This is a genomic window from Acidovorax sp. SUPP3434, assembly GCF_030159015.1.
Taxonomy (GTDB): domain Bacteria; phylum Pseudomonadota; class Gammaproteobacteria; order Burkholderiales; family Burkholderiaceae_C; genus Paracidovorax.
In genome coordinates this window covers 1-14,153 of the sequence record NZ_BQXL01000021.1, presented here as the reverse complement: position 1 = coordinate 14,153, position 14,153 = coordinate 1, and the positions used below count along the sequence as shown (strand labels likewise).

Sequence of the window (14,153 nt, the reverse complement as noted above, 5' to 3'; positions counted from 1 at the left end):
ACAGGAGACTGCCATGAGTGATTCATTTCTGTCGCAGGAAGAGGTCGATGCCCTTTTGGAGGGTGTCACGGGTGAGAGCCAGAAGTCGGTCGAGGAAGTGGCCGAGACCGGAGCGGTCCGCAATTACGACATTTCCAGCCAGGAGCGCATCGTGCGCGGCCGGATGCCGACGATGGAAATCGTCAACGAGCGGTTCGCGCGCAACTTCCGCATCGGCCTGTTCAATTTCATCCGGCGCAGCCCGGAAATCTCGGTGGGCACGGTGTCGGTGCAGCGTTACAGCGCTTTCCTGCGCGAGCTGGCGGTGCCGACCAACTTCAACATCGTCGCCATCCGTCCGCTGCGTGGCAGCGGGCTGATCGTGTGCGAGCCGTCCCTGGTGTTCGGCATCATCGACACGCTGTATGGCGGCGTCGGCAAGTTCCAGACCCGCATCGAAGGGCGGGATTTTTCCCCGACCGAGCAGCGGGTCATCAACCGCCTGGTCGATGTGATCTGCGCCGAATACAAGAAGGCATGGCACGGCATCTATCCGCTCGAGCTGGAGTACCAGCGTTCGGAAATGCAGCCCCAGTTCGCGAACATCGCGACCCCCAGCGAAATCGTGGTCTCTACGGCTTTCCAACTGGAAATCGGGGATCTGTCCGGCGCGATTCATATCTGCATGCCCTATGCGACGCTGGAGCCCATCCGCGATGTGCTGTATTCGTCCACGCAGGGCGACTCCATCGAAGTGGACCGCCGGTGGGTGCGCGTGCTTACTCGGGAAATCCAGGCCGCCGAGGTGACGCTGGTGGCGGAACTGGCCAAGGCCGATGCCACGGTGGAGCAGTTGCTGGCCATGAAGCCCGGCGATTTCATCGAACTCGACCGCGAACCTCGCATCCGTGCCTCCATCGGAGGCGTGCCCATTTTTGAGTGCCAGTACGGCACGCACAACGCGAAATACGCCATCCGGATCGAGGAATGCCTGCGCAATTCCGATCTGAGCTGGCTGGGAGAAAAGAATGTCAACTGAAGGCGACAACGACAACAAGGACGCCAGCGCGGACGATCCGTTTGCCGGCTGGGCCGAGGCGCTGGAAGAGCAAAAGCGCACGGACGAGCCTGCGGCGGACCAGGGCGGCCCCCTGGCTGGCGACCCGGTGCGGCCTTTTTCGGCCAACTCGGACTCTCCGGTCAACGACATCAACATGGTGCTGGACATTCCGGTGCAGCTGTCGGTGGAGCTGGGCCGGACCAAGGTGCCGATCAAGTACATCCTCCAACTGGCGCAAGGCTCGGTGGTCGAACTGGACGCGTTGGCCGGCGAGCCCATGGACGTGCTGGTCAATGGCTATCTCATCGCCCAGGGCGAGGTGGTGGTGGTGAACGACAAGTTCGGTATCCGCCTGACCGATGTGGTCACGCCTTCGGAACGCCTGCGAAGGGTCAGCCGTGGATAGCGCGGGGGGCAACATGACGCAGACGCTGGTCATCGTCGTGCTCTTCGTGGCGGCCATTGCCACGCTGCCCTGGTGGATCCGGCGCATGCAGCAACGCCAGGGCGGCGGGCCGGGAGCGGCGGCGAGCGCCGCGTCCAAGGTGGTTTCCACCGTGGGCATCGGGCCACAGCAACGCGTGATCACGGTGGAAGTGGGGCCGGAGCACCAGCGGACCTGGCTGGTCCTGGGGGTCACGGCGCAGCAGATCCGTTGCCTGCATGTGATCGACCCTTCCGTGCCTGCCGGAGCGCCCCGGGGCGCGATGCCTGCGCCGTCCTTTGCCGATGAGGTGGCCGCAGCCAGGTTGCGGGGGCAAGAGGCGCCCCATGGCTGATCGCCGGCGCGCCTGGAGCGGGTGGGCTTTGGCGGTTGCCGCCACGGTTTTCGCTCCGGCGGCACTTGCACAAGCGGCACCGGGTTCGTTGCCCGTGCTGGTCGGTTCGGGCAACGCGGGCGCGAGCTTTTCGGTGCCCATTCAGACGCTGCTGTTCTTCACGGCCCTGTCATTTTTGCCGGCAGTGCTTCTCATGATGACGGGCTTCACCCGCATCGTGATCGTGCTGTCACTGCTGCGCCAGGCCATTGGCACCCAGTCGGCACCTCCGAACCAGGTGATCGTGGGGCTGTCGCTGTTTCTCACGTTCTTCGTGATGGGGCCCACCTTCGATCGCGTGTACCAGGACGCCTACGTGCCTTACACCGCGAACACCATCACGTTCGAGCAGGCGCTGGAGAGGGCGGAGGCCCCCATGCGCGGCTTCATGCTCAAGCAGACGCGCCAGTCCGACTTCGCCCTGTTTGCCCGCCTGGCCAAGCTCGATGCAGGGGCCACGGCGGAAACCGCGCCCCTGCGCGTGCTGGTGCCGGCATTCGTGACCAGCGAGCTCAAATCCGCGTTCCAGATCGGGTTCATGATCTTCATTCCGTTCCTGGTCATCGACATGGTGGTTTCCAGCATCCTGATGTCCCTGGGCATGATGATGCTGTCGCCGGTGCTGGTCGCATTGCCGTTCAAGCTCATGCTGTTCGTGCTGGCGGACGGCTGGAATCTGCTGATCGGCTCCCTGGCCGCCAGTTTCGCCACCTGAGGAGCGCGCATGACCTCGCAAATGGTTTTGACGATGGGGCGAGATGCCCTGACTTTGCTGCTGATGATTTCGATGCCGGTGCTGGGCGTGGTCATGGTGGTGGGGCTGCTCGTCAGCATCTTTCAGGCAGTCACGCAGATCAATGAGGCCACGCTCGCCTTCGTGCCCAAGCTGATTGCCGCCATGGTGGTGTTCGCCATTGCCGGCCCCTGGATGATCACTTCGCTCGTGGACTTCATCCGCAGAACCATCGAATCCATCCCGTCGGTCGTGTCGTGATCACGTTTTCAGAGGCCCAACTGGTGGCTTGGCTGTCACCGATCCTCTGGCCCTTCCTGCGCATCCTGGCCATGTTCATGGTGGCGCCGGTGTTCTCCATGCGCGTGATCCCGATGCGGGCCAAGATCGGCTTGGCCTTCCTCATTTCGGTTTGCGCGCAGGCGGCCCTGCCGGATCAGCCCATCATCAACATCAACGGGCGCGAGGCACTGGGTGCCGTGGCCCAGCAACTGGCCGTGGGGGCCGCCATTGGCTTTGCGGTGCGCCTGGTGTTCACGGCGGTGGAACTGGCGGGCGAGGTGATCGGCCTGCAGATGGGGCTGAACTTCGCATCGTTCTTCGATCCCTCCAGCAACACGCAGGTGAGTGCCGTGGCCCGGTTTTTCGGGCACATGGCCATGCTGCTCTTCGTGGTCATCAATGGCCACCTGATGGTGCTGATGGCGGTGGTAAAAAGCTTCGACAGTTTTCCTGTGAATGGCCATTTCATGCAGGCCCTGGGGCAGTTGCGATTGCATGATCTGGGCGCTTCGCTTTTTTCCAGCGCCCTCTGGATCGCCTTGCCCATGATTGCCCTGTTGCTGTTCGTGAACATGGCCATGGGCATCATCTCGCGCGTGGCGCCGCAGATGAATATCTATGCGGTGGGTTTTCCCGTGACGCTGACCGTGGGTCTTCTGGGCATTGCGGCGACCCTGCCCATGCTCGAGCAACCCGTCATGGCGCTGATGCAGCAATCCATCGATCTTTTCGCTTCACAGCGTTAGGCGGCCAGGCCTTCAGACCAACTGGTTGCGAATGGCGTACACCGTGAGTTCCGCGTTGTTGGTGAGCTTGAGTTTTTCCAACACGCGGGACCGATATACGCTGACCGTCTTGGGGCTCAGCATCAGTTCTTCCGCGATGTCTGACAGGCGTTTGCCGGACGCAATCTTCACCAGGGTTTGCAGTTCCCTCTCCGACAACGCCTCGTGGGGCAACTCGGGACTTGGCTGCGCCAGGCTGTCCGCCAGCATCTGCGCCACCTCCGGAGTGAGGTACTTGCGGCCTTTCATCACGGTGCGCACGGCTTCGATCAACTCCACCGGATCGCCTGCTTTGTTGGCATAGCCCTGTGCGCCCGCGCGCAGGCACCGCAGCGCATATTGATCCTCGGGATACATCGAGACGACCAGTACCTTGACGGCGGAGTCCGTCTCGCGAAGGCTGGCGAGCACTTCCAGGCCGCTGCGACCGGGCATGTTGAGATCGAGCAGCAGCACGTCGCAAGGCGCGGTGCGCAATACCTCCCTCAGCTCGGAGTAGCCACCGGCCTCGCCCGTCACCTGAATGTCCGGTGCCTCCGAGAGCGTGTCACGGATGCCCCTTCGCAGGACCGCATGGTCATCACACAGCACGACCTGGATCATGGTGCCTCCTCCTCTGAAATGTTTTGGGGTGTCAGCGGCACCGACAGGATGACGGCGGTTCCGCGGCCGGGATGGCTGCTGATGTCGAGCCATCCTCCCACGGTGCGCGCTCGTTCTTGAAGGCCTTTGAGACCGAATGATTTGGGCTTCTCCCGCATGGCAGGCTCCATGCCCCGTCCGTCGTCGGTGACTTCCAGTGTCAGTACCCCCTCGCTGTCCGACAGGTCGACGCCAACCTGTCGCGCTTCGGCATATTTGAAGACGTTGGTCAGGGCTTCCTGCGCCGTGCGGTAAGCCACCAGCTGAATGGCTGCGTCCACGTGGATTGTGTCCTTGCTCGTGTGCACCCGGGTGGGAATGCCGGTGCGCCGCTCGAAACTTTCCGCCAGCCATTGCACGGCGGCCACTAGGCCCTGGTCCAGGATGGGTGGGCGCAGATTCATCATGATGCGCTGACTCGCCTCGATGGCGTGCTGAAGCATCTCGGTGGCGGCCGCCGCGTGGGCTTGCGTCCCGTCGTCCTTGGCATGCCGGCTGATCCAGCCCACATCGAAGCGCACGGCACTCAATGCACCGCCAATGTCATCGTGGATCTCGCGGGCAATGGCGGCCCGTTCTTTTTCGATCGAGCTTTGCAAATGCTCGGTGAGTTCTGCCAGTCGCCGTTCGGACGCAGCCAGATCGGCCGTGGCTTTCTCCCTCGCGCGCCGAGCCTCGTGCACTTCGATGGCGCGGTCAATGACGTGCGGCAGCCTCGCCATGTCGTCTTTGAGAAGGTAGTCCGCAATGCCCAGCCGCATCGCATCCACCGCTGCCGCCTCGCCGATGGCACCGGAAAGCAAGACGAAGGGCGGATGGGGCTCCCGCTGCGCCACCACACTCCAAGCGTCCAGCGCAGTGAAGCCAGGCAGGCGGTAGTCCGCAAGGATCAGATCGAAAGGCTCTGCATCGAGTTGCTCTATGAACGATGTCAGTGTGTCCACGTGGTGGATTTCATACACCACGTTGGCGCGGCGCAACGTAATGCAAGCCAACTCATGATCCGCTACAGAATCTTCTAAATGCAGGATGCGCAAGGGTCGATCCGTTACTCCTGATGGCATGGGGAACGCTATCATAGGATACATATTGGAACAAACAAGGGTGTTTGTCCCGTGCGGCGGTGATCGAGGAAAGCCGAGAGAATGGTTTGCATGGGACGTCTTTGCCAGTGGATTCCGCCACCAGCGTCTTGCCGAATTGGAATTTGTTTGCCCTGCAGCCGCTTGCAGTTCTGGAGAAACGATGCAATCTACGCTAACTAGCCCTGGCGGCCCAGGGGTTCAAGTGCCAGTCATGGTTGCTGCAGAATTGCAAGACTCCTTGTTGGTCGTCATGCATGATCTGCACCGACTGGAAGGCCTGCTCAGCCATGCGACCGACAATCTGCTGGCACGCTTCGGCGAAGCCAACGGTGCGTTGACCGACGATGTGGTCGGCGATTCGGCGGAACTCGCCGCGCTGCGGACGGCACTTCGCAGTGCCGTCACTGAACTGCAATTCCAGGACATGGCCTCCCAACTGATCTGGCACACCACGAAGGTGCTTCAAGGATGCGCTTTTCGCCTTGCCTCCGAAGCCATGGGTACCGAAGAGGGCGAAGAAGCCGCGCCCTTCGCTGAAATGGCCCCCGACCGTCCCAATCCTGTCACGCAGAGCGAAATGGATGCAGGATCAATCGACCTGTTCTGAGCCCGCGCCCGTAACTGGTTACCTTATATATTCAAGTGAGTGGAGCCCTACATGCAATCGATTCTTGCCGTTGATGATTCACCGTCCATGCGAAAGATGGTGTCCTTCACCCTGACCGGGGCGGGGTACCACGTGGTGGAGGCGGTAGACGGGCAAGACGCGCTCGAAAAGGCCGAAACCCACGATATCCATCTGGTGCTGGCCGACCAGAACATGCCGAGACTCGATGGAATCGGCCTGACCCGCAAGCTGCGTGAGCACCCCCGGTTCAAGACCATTCCCATTCTGATCCTCACGACCGAGTCGAGCGACCAGATGAAGCAGGCGGGACGTTCCGCGGGCGCCACGGGCTGGCTCGTCAAGCCTTTCGATCCGAACCGCTTGATCGAAGTGATTCAAAAAGTCATTCGCTAACGCCATCGCGTGCAGATAACCTAAGTACTGGAGCCCCTAATGGCGGATACCTATCAAGAAGGCGCGGGCGGTGGCGCGGACTTCGATCTCAGTCAGTTCTATCAGATCTTCTTCGAAGAGGCGGGCGAGAACCTGGACCAGATGGAGCACATGCTCCTGGACCTGGATCTGAGTGCGGCCAATGACGAAGAATTGAACGGTATTTTCCGTTGCGCGCACTCCATCAAGGGAGGGGCTGCGACCTTCGGGTTCTCCGATGTTGCAGAGTTGACCCATCAAATGGAGTCGCTGCTGGACCGCTTGCGGCGCCATGAATTGCAGCCCATTCCCCAAATGGTGGATGTGCTGCTGGAGTCTGCCGATGCGTCCCGCAGTCTGCTCGCAAGGCACCAGGCGGGAGGCCAGGGCGAAGCCGTATCCACGGCGGAACTGGTTCGCCGAATCAGTGAATTGGCTGCCGGCAATGTTCCTGCCGAACCTGTGGCGGCCGTGGCGCCGCCCCCCCCACCGCCGCCAGCGCCGACTCCTGTGCCTGCGCCAGCTCCGGTCACGCCTGCCCCATCCATTCCTGCTGCGGCAGCCGCACCGGGTAGCGCGCGCTCCCTCGAGATCCGTATCGGTCCGCTGGAGCGTTTGGAACAGGCTGACGCCATCAAGGAATTGTTCCGCGATATTCCCGGCCTCGGTTCCATTCGCGACGTCCCTTCTGACGAGCAAGGTGTCCGGCTGTTCGCGGTCGAGACCACTTCCACCAACGATGACCTGCTGGATCTGTTCGCCTTCCATGTGTCGAAAGACCAGGTCAGGATCGGTGCAGAAGACGGTTCGGCCAGTGTGGAAGCTGATCCGGAAGCAGCCCTGCTGCAAGCGGGCGAGGTGTCCACGGAAGCACCCTATGGATTCTTCAATGGGTCCCCTGGTATGCCGAGCGATCGGACGGAGGTGGCCGTTGCAAATGTGTCGGATGCCCCGTCTGCCAAGCAGCCTGCAGCCGCAGCCCGCGCTGCGGAGCCCAAGGCGGTCAGCCAAGCGCAGATGGAGTCCACCACCATTCGTGTGGCAGTGAACAAGGTTGACCAGTTGATCAATCTGGTCGGCGAATTGGTGATCACCCAGGCCATGTTGGCGCAGAACAGCCGCGGCCTCGACGCGGGGGCCTATCAGCAGTTGCTCGCGGGGTTGGCTGATCTGGATCGCAACACACGGGATTTGCAAGAGTCCGTGATGTCGATCCGCATGATTCCCATGTCGATCGTGTTCAGCCGCTTTCCGCGGATGCTCAGAGACTTGGCCAACAAGCTGGGCAAGAAAGTCGAGATGGTCACCTTGGGTGAAGCCACCGAACTGGACAAGAGCTTGGTCGAAAAAATCACCGACCCATTGACGCATTTGGTTCGGAACAGCTGCGACCATGGCATTGAAATGCCTGCTGACCGGCTTGCTGCAGGGAAGTCCGAGCATGGAACGATCACGTTGTCCGCCTCGCATCAAGGCGGCTCCATCGTGATTGAAGTACGTGACGATGGTCGAGGACTCTCGCGCGAAAAAATCATGCGAAAAGCCAGGGAACGTGGGCTGGATGTCTCCGATCAGATGAGCGACGCAGATGTGTGGGGCCTGATTTTCGCGCCAGGCTTCTCCACTGCCGATGAAGTGACCGATGTCTCCGGGCGTGGGGTCGGCATGGATGTGGTGAAACGGAATATCGCTGCACTCAACGGGTCGGTGGAAATCGATTCTGCCGAAGGGTATGGCATGCGCGTGTCCGTGCGGTTGCCGCTGACGCTGGCGATCATGGACGGCATGTCGGTGGGAGTGGGGGAAGAGGTCTACATCCTTCCGCTGTCTTCTGTCGTGGAGTCGTTCCAGGTCAATCCCGATGATGTCAATACGGTCGCGCAAGGATCTCAACTGGTCAAGGTGCGGGATGAATATATGCCGGTCATCGCCCTGGAGAAAACATTCCAGGTCCCTCGCCTGGATCAAAGCAAGTCCAGCAACATCATGGTGGTGGTTGAGGCGGACGGTAGCCGGGTCGCATTGTTGGTGGATGAGTTGCTCGGCCAACACCAAGTCGTCGTGAAAAACCTGGAAACCAACTATCGCAAAGTGCCCAATGTGTCCGGCGCCACCATTCTCGGGGACGGAACTGTGGCACTCATCCTGGACACAGGTGCTTTGGTGCGGCGCGCTCGCCACTGAGCCCGCGACCCGTTGATATAAGGAGAGCCCTATGGCTGGAGTGATGGAAAAAACCAATGAAGCGACTGTCTCTGGCGCCCGGGAGTATTTGACTTTCCGGCTGGATCAAGAGGAGTATGGGATCGACATCCTGAAGGTGCAGGAGATCCGCGGCTATGAGCCGCCGACACGCATCGCCAATGCACCAGACTTCATCAAGGGCGTGACGAATCTGCGCGGCACCATTGTTCCCATCGTTGACATGCGGCTGAAATTCAGTTGTTCCAAAGCGGAATACAACAGCTTCACGGTGGTCATCATCCTGAATCTGCGAAACCGGGTTGTCGGGATCGTGGTGGACTCGGTGAGCGACGTCATGGAACTGAACTCAGACCAGATCCGCGTTGCCCCGGAGGTTGAGAGCACCATCGACACCAACTGCATCGTCGGCTTGGGCTCGGTGGGTGAGCGCATGCTCATCCTGTTGGATATCGAGAAGCTCATGGCCAGTATGGACATGGGTTTGGTTTCTGCCAACGAATGAGGCCGACACCTCGCCGCCACGCAACGGCTTAGAGATCAATCGACGTGGCTGTATCCGTAACCGCTGGCCTGTGAACCACCGACCTCTCGAAGTGAAAAGCAACATGCGCCAGACCTCCAGTCCTCTCCCTCCTGCACGAGGCGTGGCGGAATCACCAGCGGTTTCGCCTTCATCGGGACCCTTGGCCCAAGGGCGAGAATTCGTCTGGACCAACGCAGATTTTTCACGTGTCCAGGCGCTCATTTATCAGCGGGCTGGTATCAGTTTGCACGATGGCAAACATGCAATGGTCTACAGCCGTTTGTCGCGGCGGTTGCGCGATACCGGGCATACGAGCTTTCATGAATATCTGAGCTGGCTGGAAACCCATGATGGCCCGGAGTGGCAGGAGTTCGTGAACGCGCTCACGACCAACCTGACAGCGTTCTTCCGCGAACAGCACCACTTTGAGATTCTGGCCAATCTCCTGCGTACACGGCCTGCGGGTCCGTGGAGTGTTTGGTGCAACGCTGCATCCACCGGGGAAGAACCATATTCCATCGTGATGACGGCCATGGAGTCGTTGAGCAGTAACGGTTCGTTCAAGTTGACGGCCAGCGATATCGACTCCCGCGTGTTGGCAACGGCAGCGGAGGGGGTGTATCGGCTGGACAGTGTGAAGGGGTTAAGTGCAGAGCGCCTTCAGCGATTCTTCTTGCGGGGCAAGGCGTCGAATGCCGGGTTTGCACGTGCCAAACCTGAGTTGCGCCGAAGCATCGATTTCCTGAGCGTGAATCTCATCCGCGACGACTGGCCTTTTCGGGAGCCGTTCGACGTCGTGTTTTGCCGCAATGTCATGATCTATTTCGATGCCCCCACCCAGCGCAAGGTACTGGAGCGCATCCATCGTGTGTTGAAACCGGGCGGCATGCTTTTTGTCGGGCATGCTGAAAACTTCAGCGAGTCCCGTGACCTTTTCACTTTGCGCGGCAAGACCGTGTATGAGCGCCGTTGACCGATAGTCTTCTGCAAGAGCCCACATGACCAATACCCGCCCTGGCTTTCCCCCTCCGTCTGGCGCACCGCCGTCCGCCTATGGTGGAACGGTAGAGCGGCGTCGTGCACCGCGAATTGCGCCGCTCAGTGCCGATATTTACACTGGCACTCCAGCCTCTGCCGCAAAGCAATCAACATTGCCGGAGCTCAAGGCGCAAACGCGCCGGCCGGGAGAAGCCTCATTTTTCTTTTTTGATCATCATTTTCAGCACAATGCGGTCAAAGTGCTTCCCGGGGAATATTTCGTCTCGGATGAGAATCTGGTGATCATGACCGTGCTCGGCTCATGCATTGCCGCTTGCCTGTGGGACAGCCGTAGCCGGGTCGGTGGTATGAATCACTTCATGCTCCCCGATGGCGATTCCTCCGATGTATCCGGCCGCTATGGCTCGTATGCCATGGAGTTGCTGATCAACGAAATGCTGAAACTTGGAGCTCGCCGGGAAAGCATGCAGGCCAAGATATTTGGTGGGGCACAGGTGATGCATAACTTCACCACGATGAATGTGGGTGAGCGCAACACCAACTTTGTGCTCAACTATCTCCAGACAGAGCGTATCCCGATTGTTTCGGAAGACGTGCTCGATATCTATCCACGCAAAGTCGTTTTCTTTCCAGTGACAGGAAAAGCGATGGTGAAGCGGCTCGCCCATGCGCATCCAGAGACATTGGTGGAGCAGGAAGTTCGCGGCAACGCTGCGACGGTTGCCAAAGCGACTGCCGGCGGATCAGTGGACCTCTTTTGAGAAATGAACAAGGACATGAGGGAATGAGCAGGAAGATCCGGGTGATCGTTGTGGATGATTCGGCGTTGGTGCGCAGTCTTTTGGCCGAAATCATCAATCGCCAGCGGGACATGGAGTGCATTGGAACCGCCAACGATCCTTTGATTGCACGCGAAATGATTCGCGAAATGAACCCCGATGTCATTACCTTGGACGTCGAGATGCCGCGCATGGATGGGATTGATTTTCTTGGGCGCCTGATGCGCCTTCGGCCCATGCCCGTGGTGATGATTTCCACGCTCACGGAGAGGGGGGCTGAAGTCACGATGAAGGCACTCGAACTGGGAGCGGTTGACTTCGTTGCCAAACCCCGGGTCGGCCTTTCCAGTGGTCTGAATGAATTGGCGACCCAGATCGTTGAGAAGATTCGGGTGGCCGCTGTCGCACAGGTCCGAAGAGCGCCGGTGCAGAGCCCAACCCGTCCGCACTCTCCAGCAACTGGTTCTGTAGAGGGGGCACATGCTCCGACGCATACGACCACATTGCTGGGCCGCTTGTCGACGGAAAAGCTGATTTGCATCGGTGCATCCACTGGTGGAACAGAGGCTATTCGCGAAGTGCTGATGCAGATGCCTGCAGACTCGCCCGCGATCGTGATCACACAGCACATGCCTCCAGGTTTCACCACAAGCTTCGCAGCCAGACTCAACGGCTTGTGCCAGATCACAGTGAAAGAAGCAGCCAATGGAGAGCGTATCTTGCCCGGTCATGCCTACATAGCGCCGGGAGGAAAGCAGTTTCATATCGCCCGCAGTGGAGCCAACTATGTGGCCGTGGTGGACGATGGTCCTCCCGTCAATCGGCACAAGCCTTCGGTGGAGGTTCTGTTCAAGTCGGCTGCCGGGGTCGCGGGGCGCAATGTTTTCGGCATCATGCTGACCGGCATGGGAAATGATGGCGCCGCCGCGATGCGCGAGATGAAGGATGCTGGCAGTTACAACTATGTGCAGGACGAGGCAAGTTGCATCGTTTTCGGTATGCCACGGGAAGCCATTGCACATGGCGCTGCAGATGAGGTTTTGCCTTTGACGCAGATTGCACCGGCTTTGATCGCCAAGCTGCGTGGCGCAACCGATCGATTGCACCATCGCATCTAGGTATCGGTGCGTAAGAAGACAGGGAGTTAGGACGACAAAGCGGTCCAGCGCTCCAGCGCAATCATCAGTTGATTTTCGATCTCTCCCTCCCTTGCATGGAGTGCGGCCGCACGTGCACCATCTTTGGCATATAAGGAACCGTCAGCCAGTGCTGACTGGATTGACTGTTGCTCTGTCTCTAGTGTGGCAATTTGAGTTGGGAGCTGTTCAAGCTCCCGTTGCTCTTTGTAGCTCAACTTCTTCTTGGGAAGATGTGCTGACTTTTCCTCTACGTCCACAGTGTCATTGCGCTCAACTGCCGCCTTGGAGGGGGGCAAAGACGTGGGATTGAGCAGCCCACTGCGCCGGGACTGGGTCAGCCAGTCTTGAACACTGCCCTCGTATTCCCGCCAGAGCCCGTTTCCTTCATACGCAATGGTGCTGGTCACCACATTGTCAAGGAAGGTCCGATCATGGCTCACAAGGAATACGGTGCCGTCATACGTCTGAAGTAATTCCTCCAGAAGATCCAGCGTGTCGATATCTAAGTCATTCGTTGGCTCGTCAAGCACCAGCACATTGGCAGGACGTGCGAAGAGGCGAGCCAGAAGCAGTCGGTTGCGTTCCCCTCCTGAAAGTGAGCGGACTGGTGAGTGAGCCCTGGCAGGGGAAAAAAGGAAATCGCTGAGGTAACTTTTGACATGCTTGCGTTGCTTGCCAATCTCGATCCATTCGCTGCCAGGGCTGATGAAGTCTTCAAGGGTCGCGTCGAGGTTGATCGCATGTCGCATCTGATCAAAGTACGCTACCTGCAGATTGCTTCCTCGCCGAACGGTGCCCTCATCTTGAGCTAGTTCACCTAGGATGAGCTTGAGCAAAGTGGTTTTTCCCGCACCATTGGGGCCGATCAAGCCCACTTTGTCGCCGCGGAGGATCGTTCCAGAAAAACCTTTGACGATGACTTTGTCTCCGAAAGATTTGCTGATGTCAGACAACTCCGCAACGATCTTGCCTTGATAGCCATTTTGGGCACCCGAGGCAATATCCATCTTGACGCTGCCCAGCACCTCTCTCCGAGCACTGCGGTCAGTTCGTAGGGCCTCAAGGCGCCCGATGCGGCTTTGACTGCGGGTTCTTCGGGCTTCAACACCCTTGCGCACCCAAATTTCCTCTTGAGCGAGCAACTTGTCGGCCTTGGCCGACACAACGGCCTCCTGGGCAAGCTGCTCACCCTTTTGAAACACGTACTGGGCGAAATTTCCCAGATACGATCGGAGTTGCCCTCGATCGAGTTCCACAATCCGCGTGGCTACTCTGTCCAGGAATGAGCGATCGTGGGTGATCGTGATGACGCTGCCTTTGAAATCAATCAATAGATCTTCCAGCCATTCGATGGAATCCAGATCGAGGTGATTGGTTGGTTCGTCCAGCAGCAGAACATCCGGTCTTGCGACCAACGCTTGCGCAAGAGCGACTCGTTTTTTCGTACCGCCAGACAGGGTGCCTACGATCGAGTGGGGATCTAGCCGAAGTCGTTGCAGGGTCTCTTCGACCCGCTGTTCCCAGTTCCAAGCGTCGTATGCCTCGATCTGCGACTGCAATGCATTGAGGTCCAGTCCCGGGTCGCCAGATAGGTAAAGATCTCTTATTTCTGCCACTTCGCGCAGCCCTTCTGAGGCCGCGGAGAAAACGCTTGCATCCATCTCTAGGACCGGCTCCTGAGCAACGTAGGCAATTCGAATTCCCTGTTGGACTTGCAGGGAGCCATCATCGGGCTTGGCAAGACTACCCAAGATTTTCAGTAACGATGACTTGCCAGCACCGTTACGCCCGATCAATCCGACGCGTTCGCTGGTTTCCAGGGAAAAGCCAGCATGATCTAGCAGTGCAACATGACCGAAAGCCAGTTGAGCATTAAGTAGGGTGAGAAGTGCCATATGCGAGGAATTATCCGGCTTAGCGCTGACTGAGGCGCAAGGCGGCTGCGGCAAGACACATTGCAATTTTTTGTCATCTTTCTCCTACGGGTGTGGAAAAAGTGGTCTATACTTGCGGGCTTGGCAGGTGAGACGGATGACTGAGTTGTCCGGAGAGTCTGACAAGAAAGGTTGGTTTTGAGTTGTGGTC

Annotated in this window: 16 protein-coding genes; 13 read left to right on the top strand and 3 right to left on the bottom strand. The window is 59.1% G+C overall.

Annotated elements, in window-relative coordinates; all coding sequences use genetic code 11:
- Positions 1-13: 13 nt before the first annotated feature.
- From fliM to fliR, 6 genes are read left to right on the top strand one after another with little or no spacing between them, the layout of a single operon-like run.
- On the top strand, positions 14-1,018 hold the full coding sequence (gene fliM / locus AVKW3434_RS21725) for a flagellar motor switch protein FliM (RefSeq protein WP_272565382.1): 1,005 nt from the start codon (positions 14-16) through the stop codon (positions 1,016-1,018).
- Positions 1,008-1,445, top strand: a complete 438-nt coding sequence (fliN, locus tag AVKW3434_RS21720) for a flagellar motor switch protein FliN (protein WP_284407477.1) — start codon at positions 1,008-1,010, stop codon at positions 1,443-1,445. Before fliM ends, fliN begins: the two co-directional genes overlap by 11 nt.
- Positions 1,446-1,458: 13 nt before the next feature.
- On the top strand, positions 1,459-1,818 hold the full coding sequence (locus AVKW3434_RS21715) for a FliO/MopB family protein (protein WP_284407476.1): 360 nt from the start codon (positions 1,459-1,461) through the stop codon (positions 1,816-1,818).
- Entirely contained in the window at positions 1,811-2,572 is a 762-nt protein-coding gene (fliP, locus tag AVKW3434_RS21710) for a flagellar type III secretion system pore protein FliP (RefSeq protein WP_284407475.1), read from the top strand. The genes AVKW3434_RS21715 and fliP overlap by 8 nt, the downstream gene beginning before the upstream one ends.
- 9 nt (positions 2,573-2,581) lie before the next feature.
- Entirely contained in the window at positions 2,582-2,851 is a 270-nt protein-coding gene (gene fliQ / locus AVKW3434_RS21705; RefSeq protein WP_272565375.1) for a flagellar biosynthesis protein FliQ, read from the top strand.
- Positions 2,848-3,618: a flagellar biosynthetic protein FliR gene (gene fliR / locus AVKW3434_RS21700; protein ID WP_272565373.1), complete on the top strand. Its 771-nt coding sequence runs from the start codon at positions 2,848-2,850 to the stop codon at positions 3,616-3,618. The genes fliQ and fliR overlap by 4 nt, the downstream gene beginning before the upstream one ends.
- Positions 3,619-3,630: 12 nt before the next feature.
- Here fliR and AVKW3434_RS21695 read toward each other — a convergent pair whose 3' ends face one another.
- Together AVKW3434_RS21695 and AVKW3434_RS21690 are read right to left on the bottom strand one after the other, a co-directional pair.
- Positions 3,631-4,260: a response regulator gene (locus tag AVKW3434_RS21695; protein WP_272565372.1), complete on the bottom strand. Its 630-nt coding sequence runs from the start codon at positions 4,258-4,260 to the stop codon at positions 3,631-3,633.
- Positions 4,257-5,378, bottom strand: a complete 1,122-nt coding sequence (locus AVKW3434_RS21690) for a hybrid sensor histidine kinase/response regulator (RefSeq protein ID WP_442867335.1) — start codon at positions 5,376-5,378, stop codon at positions 4,257-4,259. Before AVKW3434_RS21690 ends, AVKW3434_RS21695 begins: the two co-directional genes overlap by 4 nt.
- A 166-nt stretch (positions 5,379-5,544) precedes the next feature.
- Here AVKW3434_RS21690 and AVKW3434_RS21685 point away from each other — a divergent pair, with 166 nt between their 5' ends.
- The 7 genes from AVKW3434_RS21685 to AVKW3434_RS21655 all read left to right on the top strand — a co-directional run bounded on the left by AVKW3434_RS21685 (position 5,545) and on the right by AVKW3434_RS21655 (position 12,047).
- Positions 5,545-5,991, top strand: a complete 447-nt coding sequence (locus tag AVKW3434_RS21685) for a hypothetical protein (protein ID WP_272565370.1) — start codon at positions 5,545-5,547, stop codon at positions 5,989-5,991.
- Between the two features lie 51 nt (positions 5,992-6,042).
- Complete coding sequence (locus AVKW3434_RS21680; protein WP_092745705.1) at positions 6,043-6,405, top strand: response regulator; 363 nt, start codon at positions 6,043-6,045, stop codon at positions 6,403-6,405.
- Positions 6,406-6,444: 39 nt separating this feature from the next.
- The gene (locus tag AVKW3434_RS21675) at positions 6,445-8,607 is read left to right on the top strand and encodes a chemotaxis protein CheW (RefSeq protein WP_284407474.1); all 2,163 of its coding nucleotides are present in this window, start codon (positions 6,445-6,447) and stop codon (positions 8,605-8,607) included.
- 31 nt (positions 8,608-8,638) lie between these two features.
- Complete coding sequence (locus tag AVKW3434_RS21670) at positions 8,639-9,130, top strand: chemotaxis protein CheW (RefSeq protein WP_272550831.1); 492 nt, start codon at positions 8,639-8,641, stop codon at positions 9,128-9,130.
- 103 nt (positions 9,131-9,233) lie between these two features.
- Positions 9,234-10,124 (top strand): CheR family methyltransferase, encoded by an 891-nt coding sequence (locus tag AVKW3434_RS21665; RefSeq protein WP_272569819.1) that lies wholly within the window; start codon positions 9,234-9,236, stop codon positions 10,122-10,124.
- A 25-nt stretch (positions 10,125-10,149) separates the two neighbouring features.
- Positions 10,150-10,911 carry a chemoreceptor glutamine deamidase CheD gene (gene cheD / locus AVKW3434_RS21660; RefSeq protein WP_284402665.1) on the top strand — a complete coding sequence of 254 codons (762 nt, stop codon included), beginning with the start codon at positions 10,150-10,152 and terminating at the stop codon, positions 10,909-10,911.
- A gap of 23 nt (positions 10,912-10,934) precedes the next feature.
- Positions 10,935-12,047: a protein-glutamate methylesterase/protein-glutamine glutaminase gene (locus tag AVKW3434_RS21655; RefSeq protein ID WP_284407473.1), complete on the top strand. Its 1,113-nt coding sequence runs from the start codon at positions 10,935-10,937 to the stop codon at positions 12,045-12,047.
- A gap of 26 nt (positions 12,048-12,073) precedes the next feature.
- Here AVKW3434_RS21655 and AVKW3434_RS21650 read toward each other — a convergent pair whose 3' ends face one another.
- Complete coding sequence (locus AVKW3434_RS21650; RefSeq protein WP_284407472.1) at positions 12,074-13,963, bottom strand: ATP-binding cassette domain-containing protein; 1,890 nt, start codon at positions 13,961-13,963, stop codon at positions 12,074-12,076.
- Positions 13,964-14,153: the final 190 nt, after the last annotated feature.

What these genes read in the sequence shown, in the direction of transcription:
- fliM (WP_272565382.1), top strand. Translation starts at nt 14, where the DNA reads ATGAGTGATTCATTTCTGTCGCAGGAAGAGGTCGATGCCCTTTTGGAG.
- fliN (WP_284407477.1), top strand. Translation starts at nt 1,008, where the DNA reads ATGTCAACTGAAGGCGACAACGACAACAAGGACGCCAGCGCGGACGAT.
- AVKW3434_RS21715 (WP_284407476.1), top strand. Translation starts at nt 1,459, where the DNA reads ATGACGCAGACGCTGGTCATCGTCGTGCTCTTCGTGGCGGCCATTGCC.
- fliP (WP_284407475.1), top strand. Translation starts at nt 1,811, where the DNA reads ATGGCTGATCGCCGGCGCGCCTGGAGCGGGTGGGCTTTGGCGGTTGCC.
- fliQ (WP_272565375.1), top strand. Translation starts at nt 2,582, where the DNA reads ATGACCTCGCAAATGGTTTTGACGATGGGGCGAGATGCCCTGACTTTG.
- AVKW3434_RS21695 (WP_272565372.1), bottom strand. Translation starts at nt 4,260, where the DNA reads ATGATCCAGGTCGTGCTGTGTGATGACCATGCGGTCCTGCGAAGGGGC.
- AVKW3434_RS21690 (WP_442867335.1), bottom strand. Translation starts at nt 5,378, where the DNA reads ATGATAGCGTTCCCCATGCCATCAGGAGTAACGGATCGACCCTTGCGC.
- AVKW3434_RS21685 (WP_272565370.1), top strand. Translation starts at nt 5,545, where the DNA reads ATGCAATCTACGCTAACTAGCCCTGGCGGCCCAGGGGTTCAAGTGCCA.
- AVKW3434_RS21680 (WP_092745705.1), top strand. Translation starts at nt 6,043, where the DNA reads ATGCAATCGATTCTTGCCGTTGATGATTCACCGTCCATGCGAAAGATG.
- AVKW3434_RS21675 (WP_284407474.1), top strand. Translation starts at nt 6,445, where the DNA reads ATGGCGGATACCTATCAAGAAGGCGCGGGCGGTGGCGCGGACTTCGAT.
- AVKW3434_RS21670 (WP_272550831.1), top strand. Translation starts at nt 8,639, where the DNA reads ATGGCTGGAGTGATGGAAAAAACCAATGAAGCGACTGTCTCTGGCGCC.
- AVKW3434_RS21665 (WP_272569819.1), top strand. Translation starts at nt 9,234, where the DNA reads ATGCGCCAGACCTCCAGTCCTCTCCCTCCTGCACGAGGCGTGGCGGAA.
- cheD (WP_284402665.1), top strand. Translation starts at nt 10,150, where the DNA reads ATGACCAATACCCGCCCTGGCTTTCCCCCTCCGTCTGGCGCACCGCCG.
- AVKW3434_RS21655 (WP_284407473.1), top strand. Translation starts at nt 10,935, where the DNA reads ATGAGCAGGAAGATCCGGGTGATCGTTGTGGATGATTCGGCGTTGGTG.
- AVKW3434_RS21650 (WP_284407472.1), bottom strand. Translation starts at nt 13,963, where the DNA reads ATGGCACTTCTCACCCTACTTAATGCTCAACTGGCTTTCGGTCATGTT.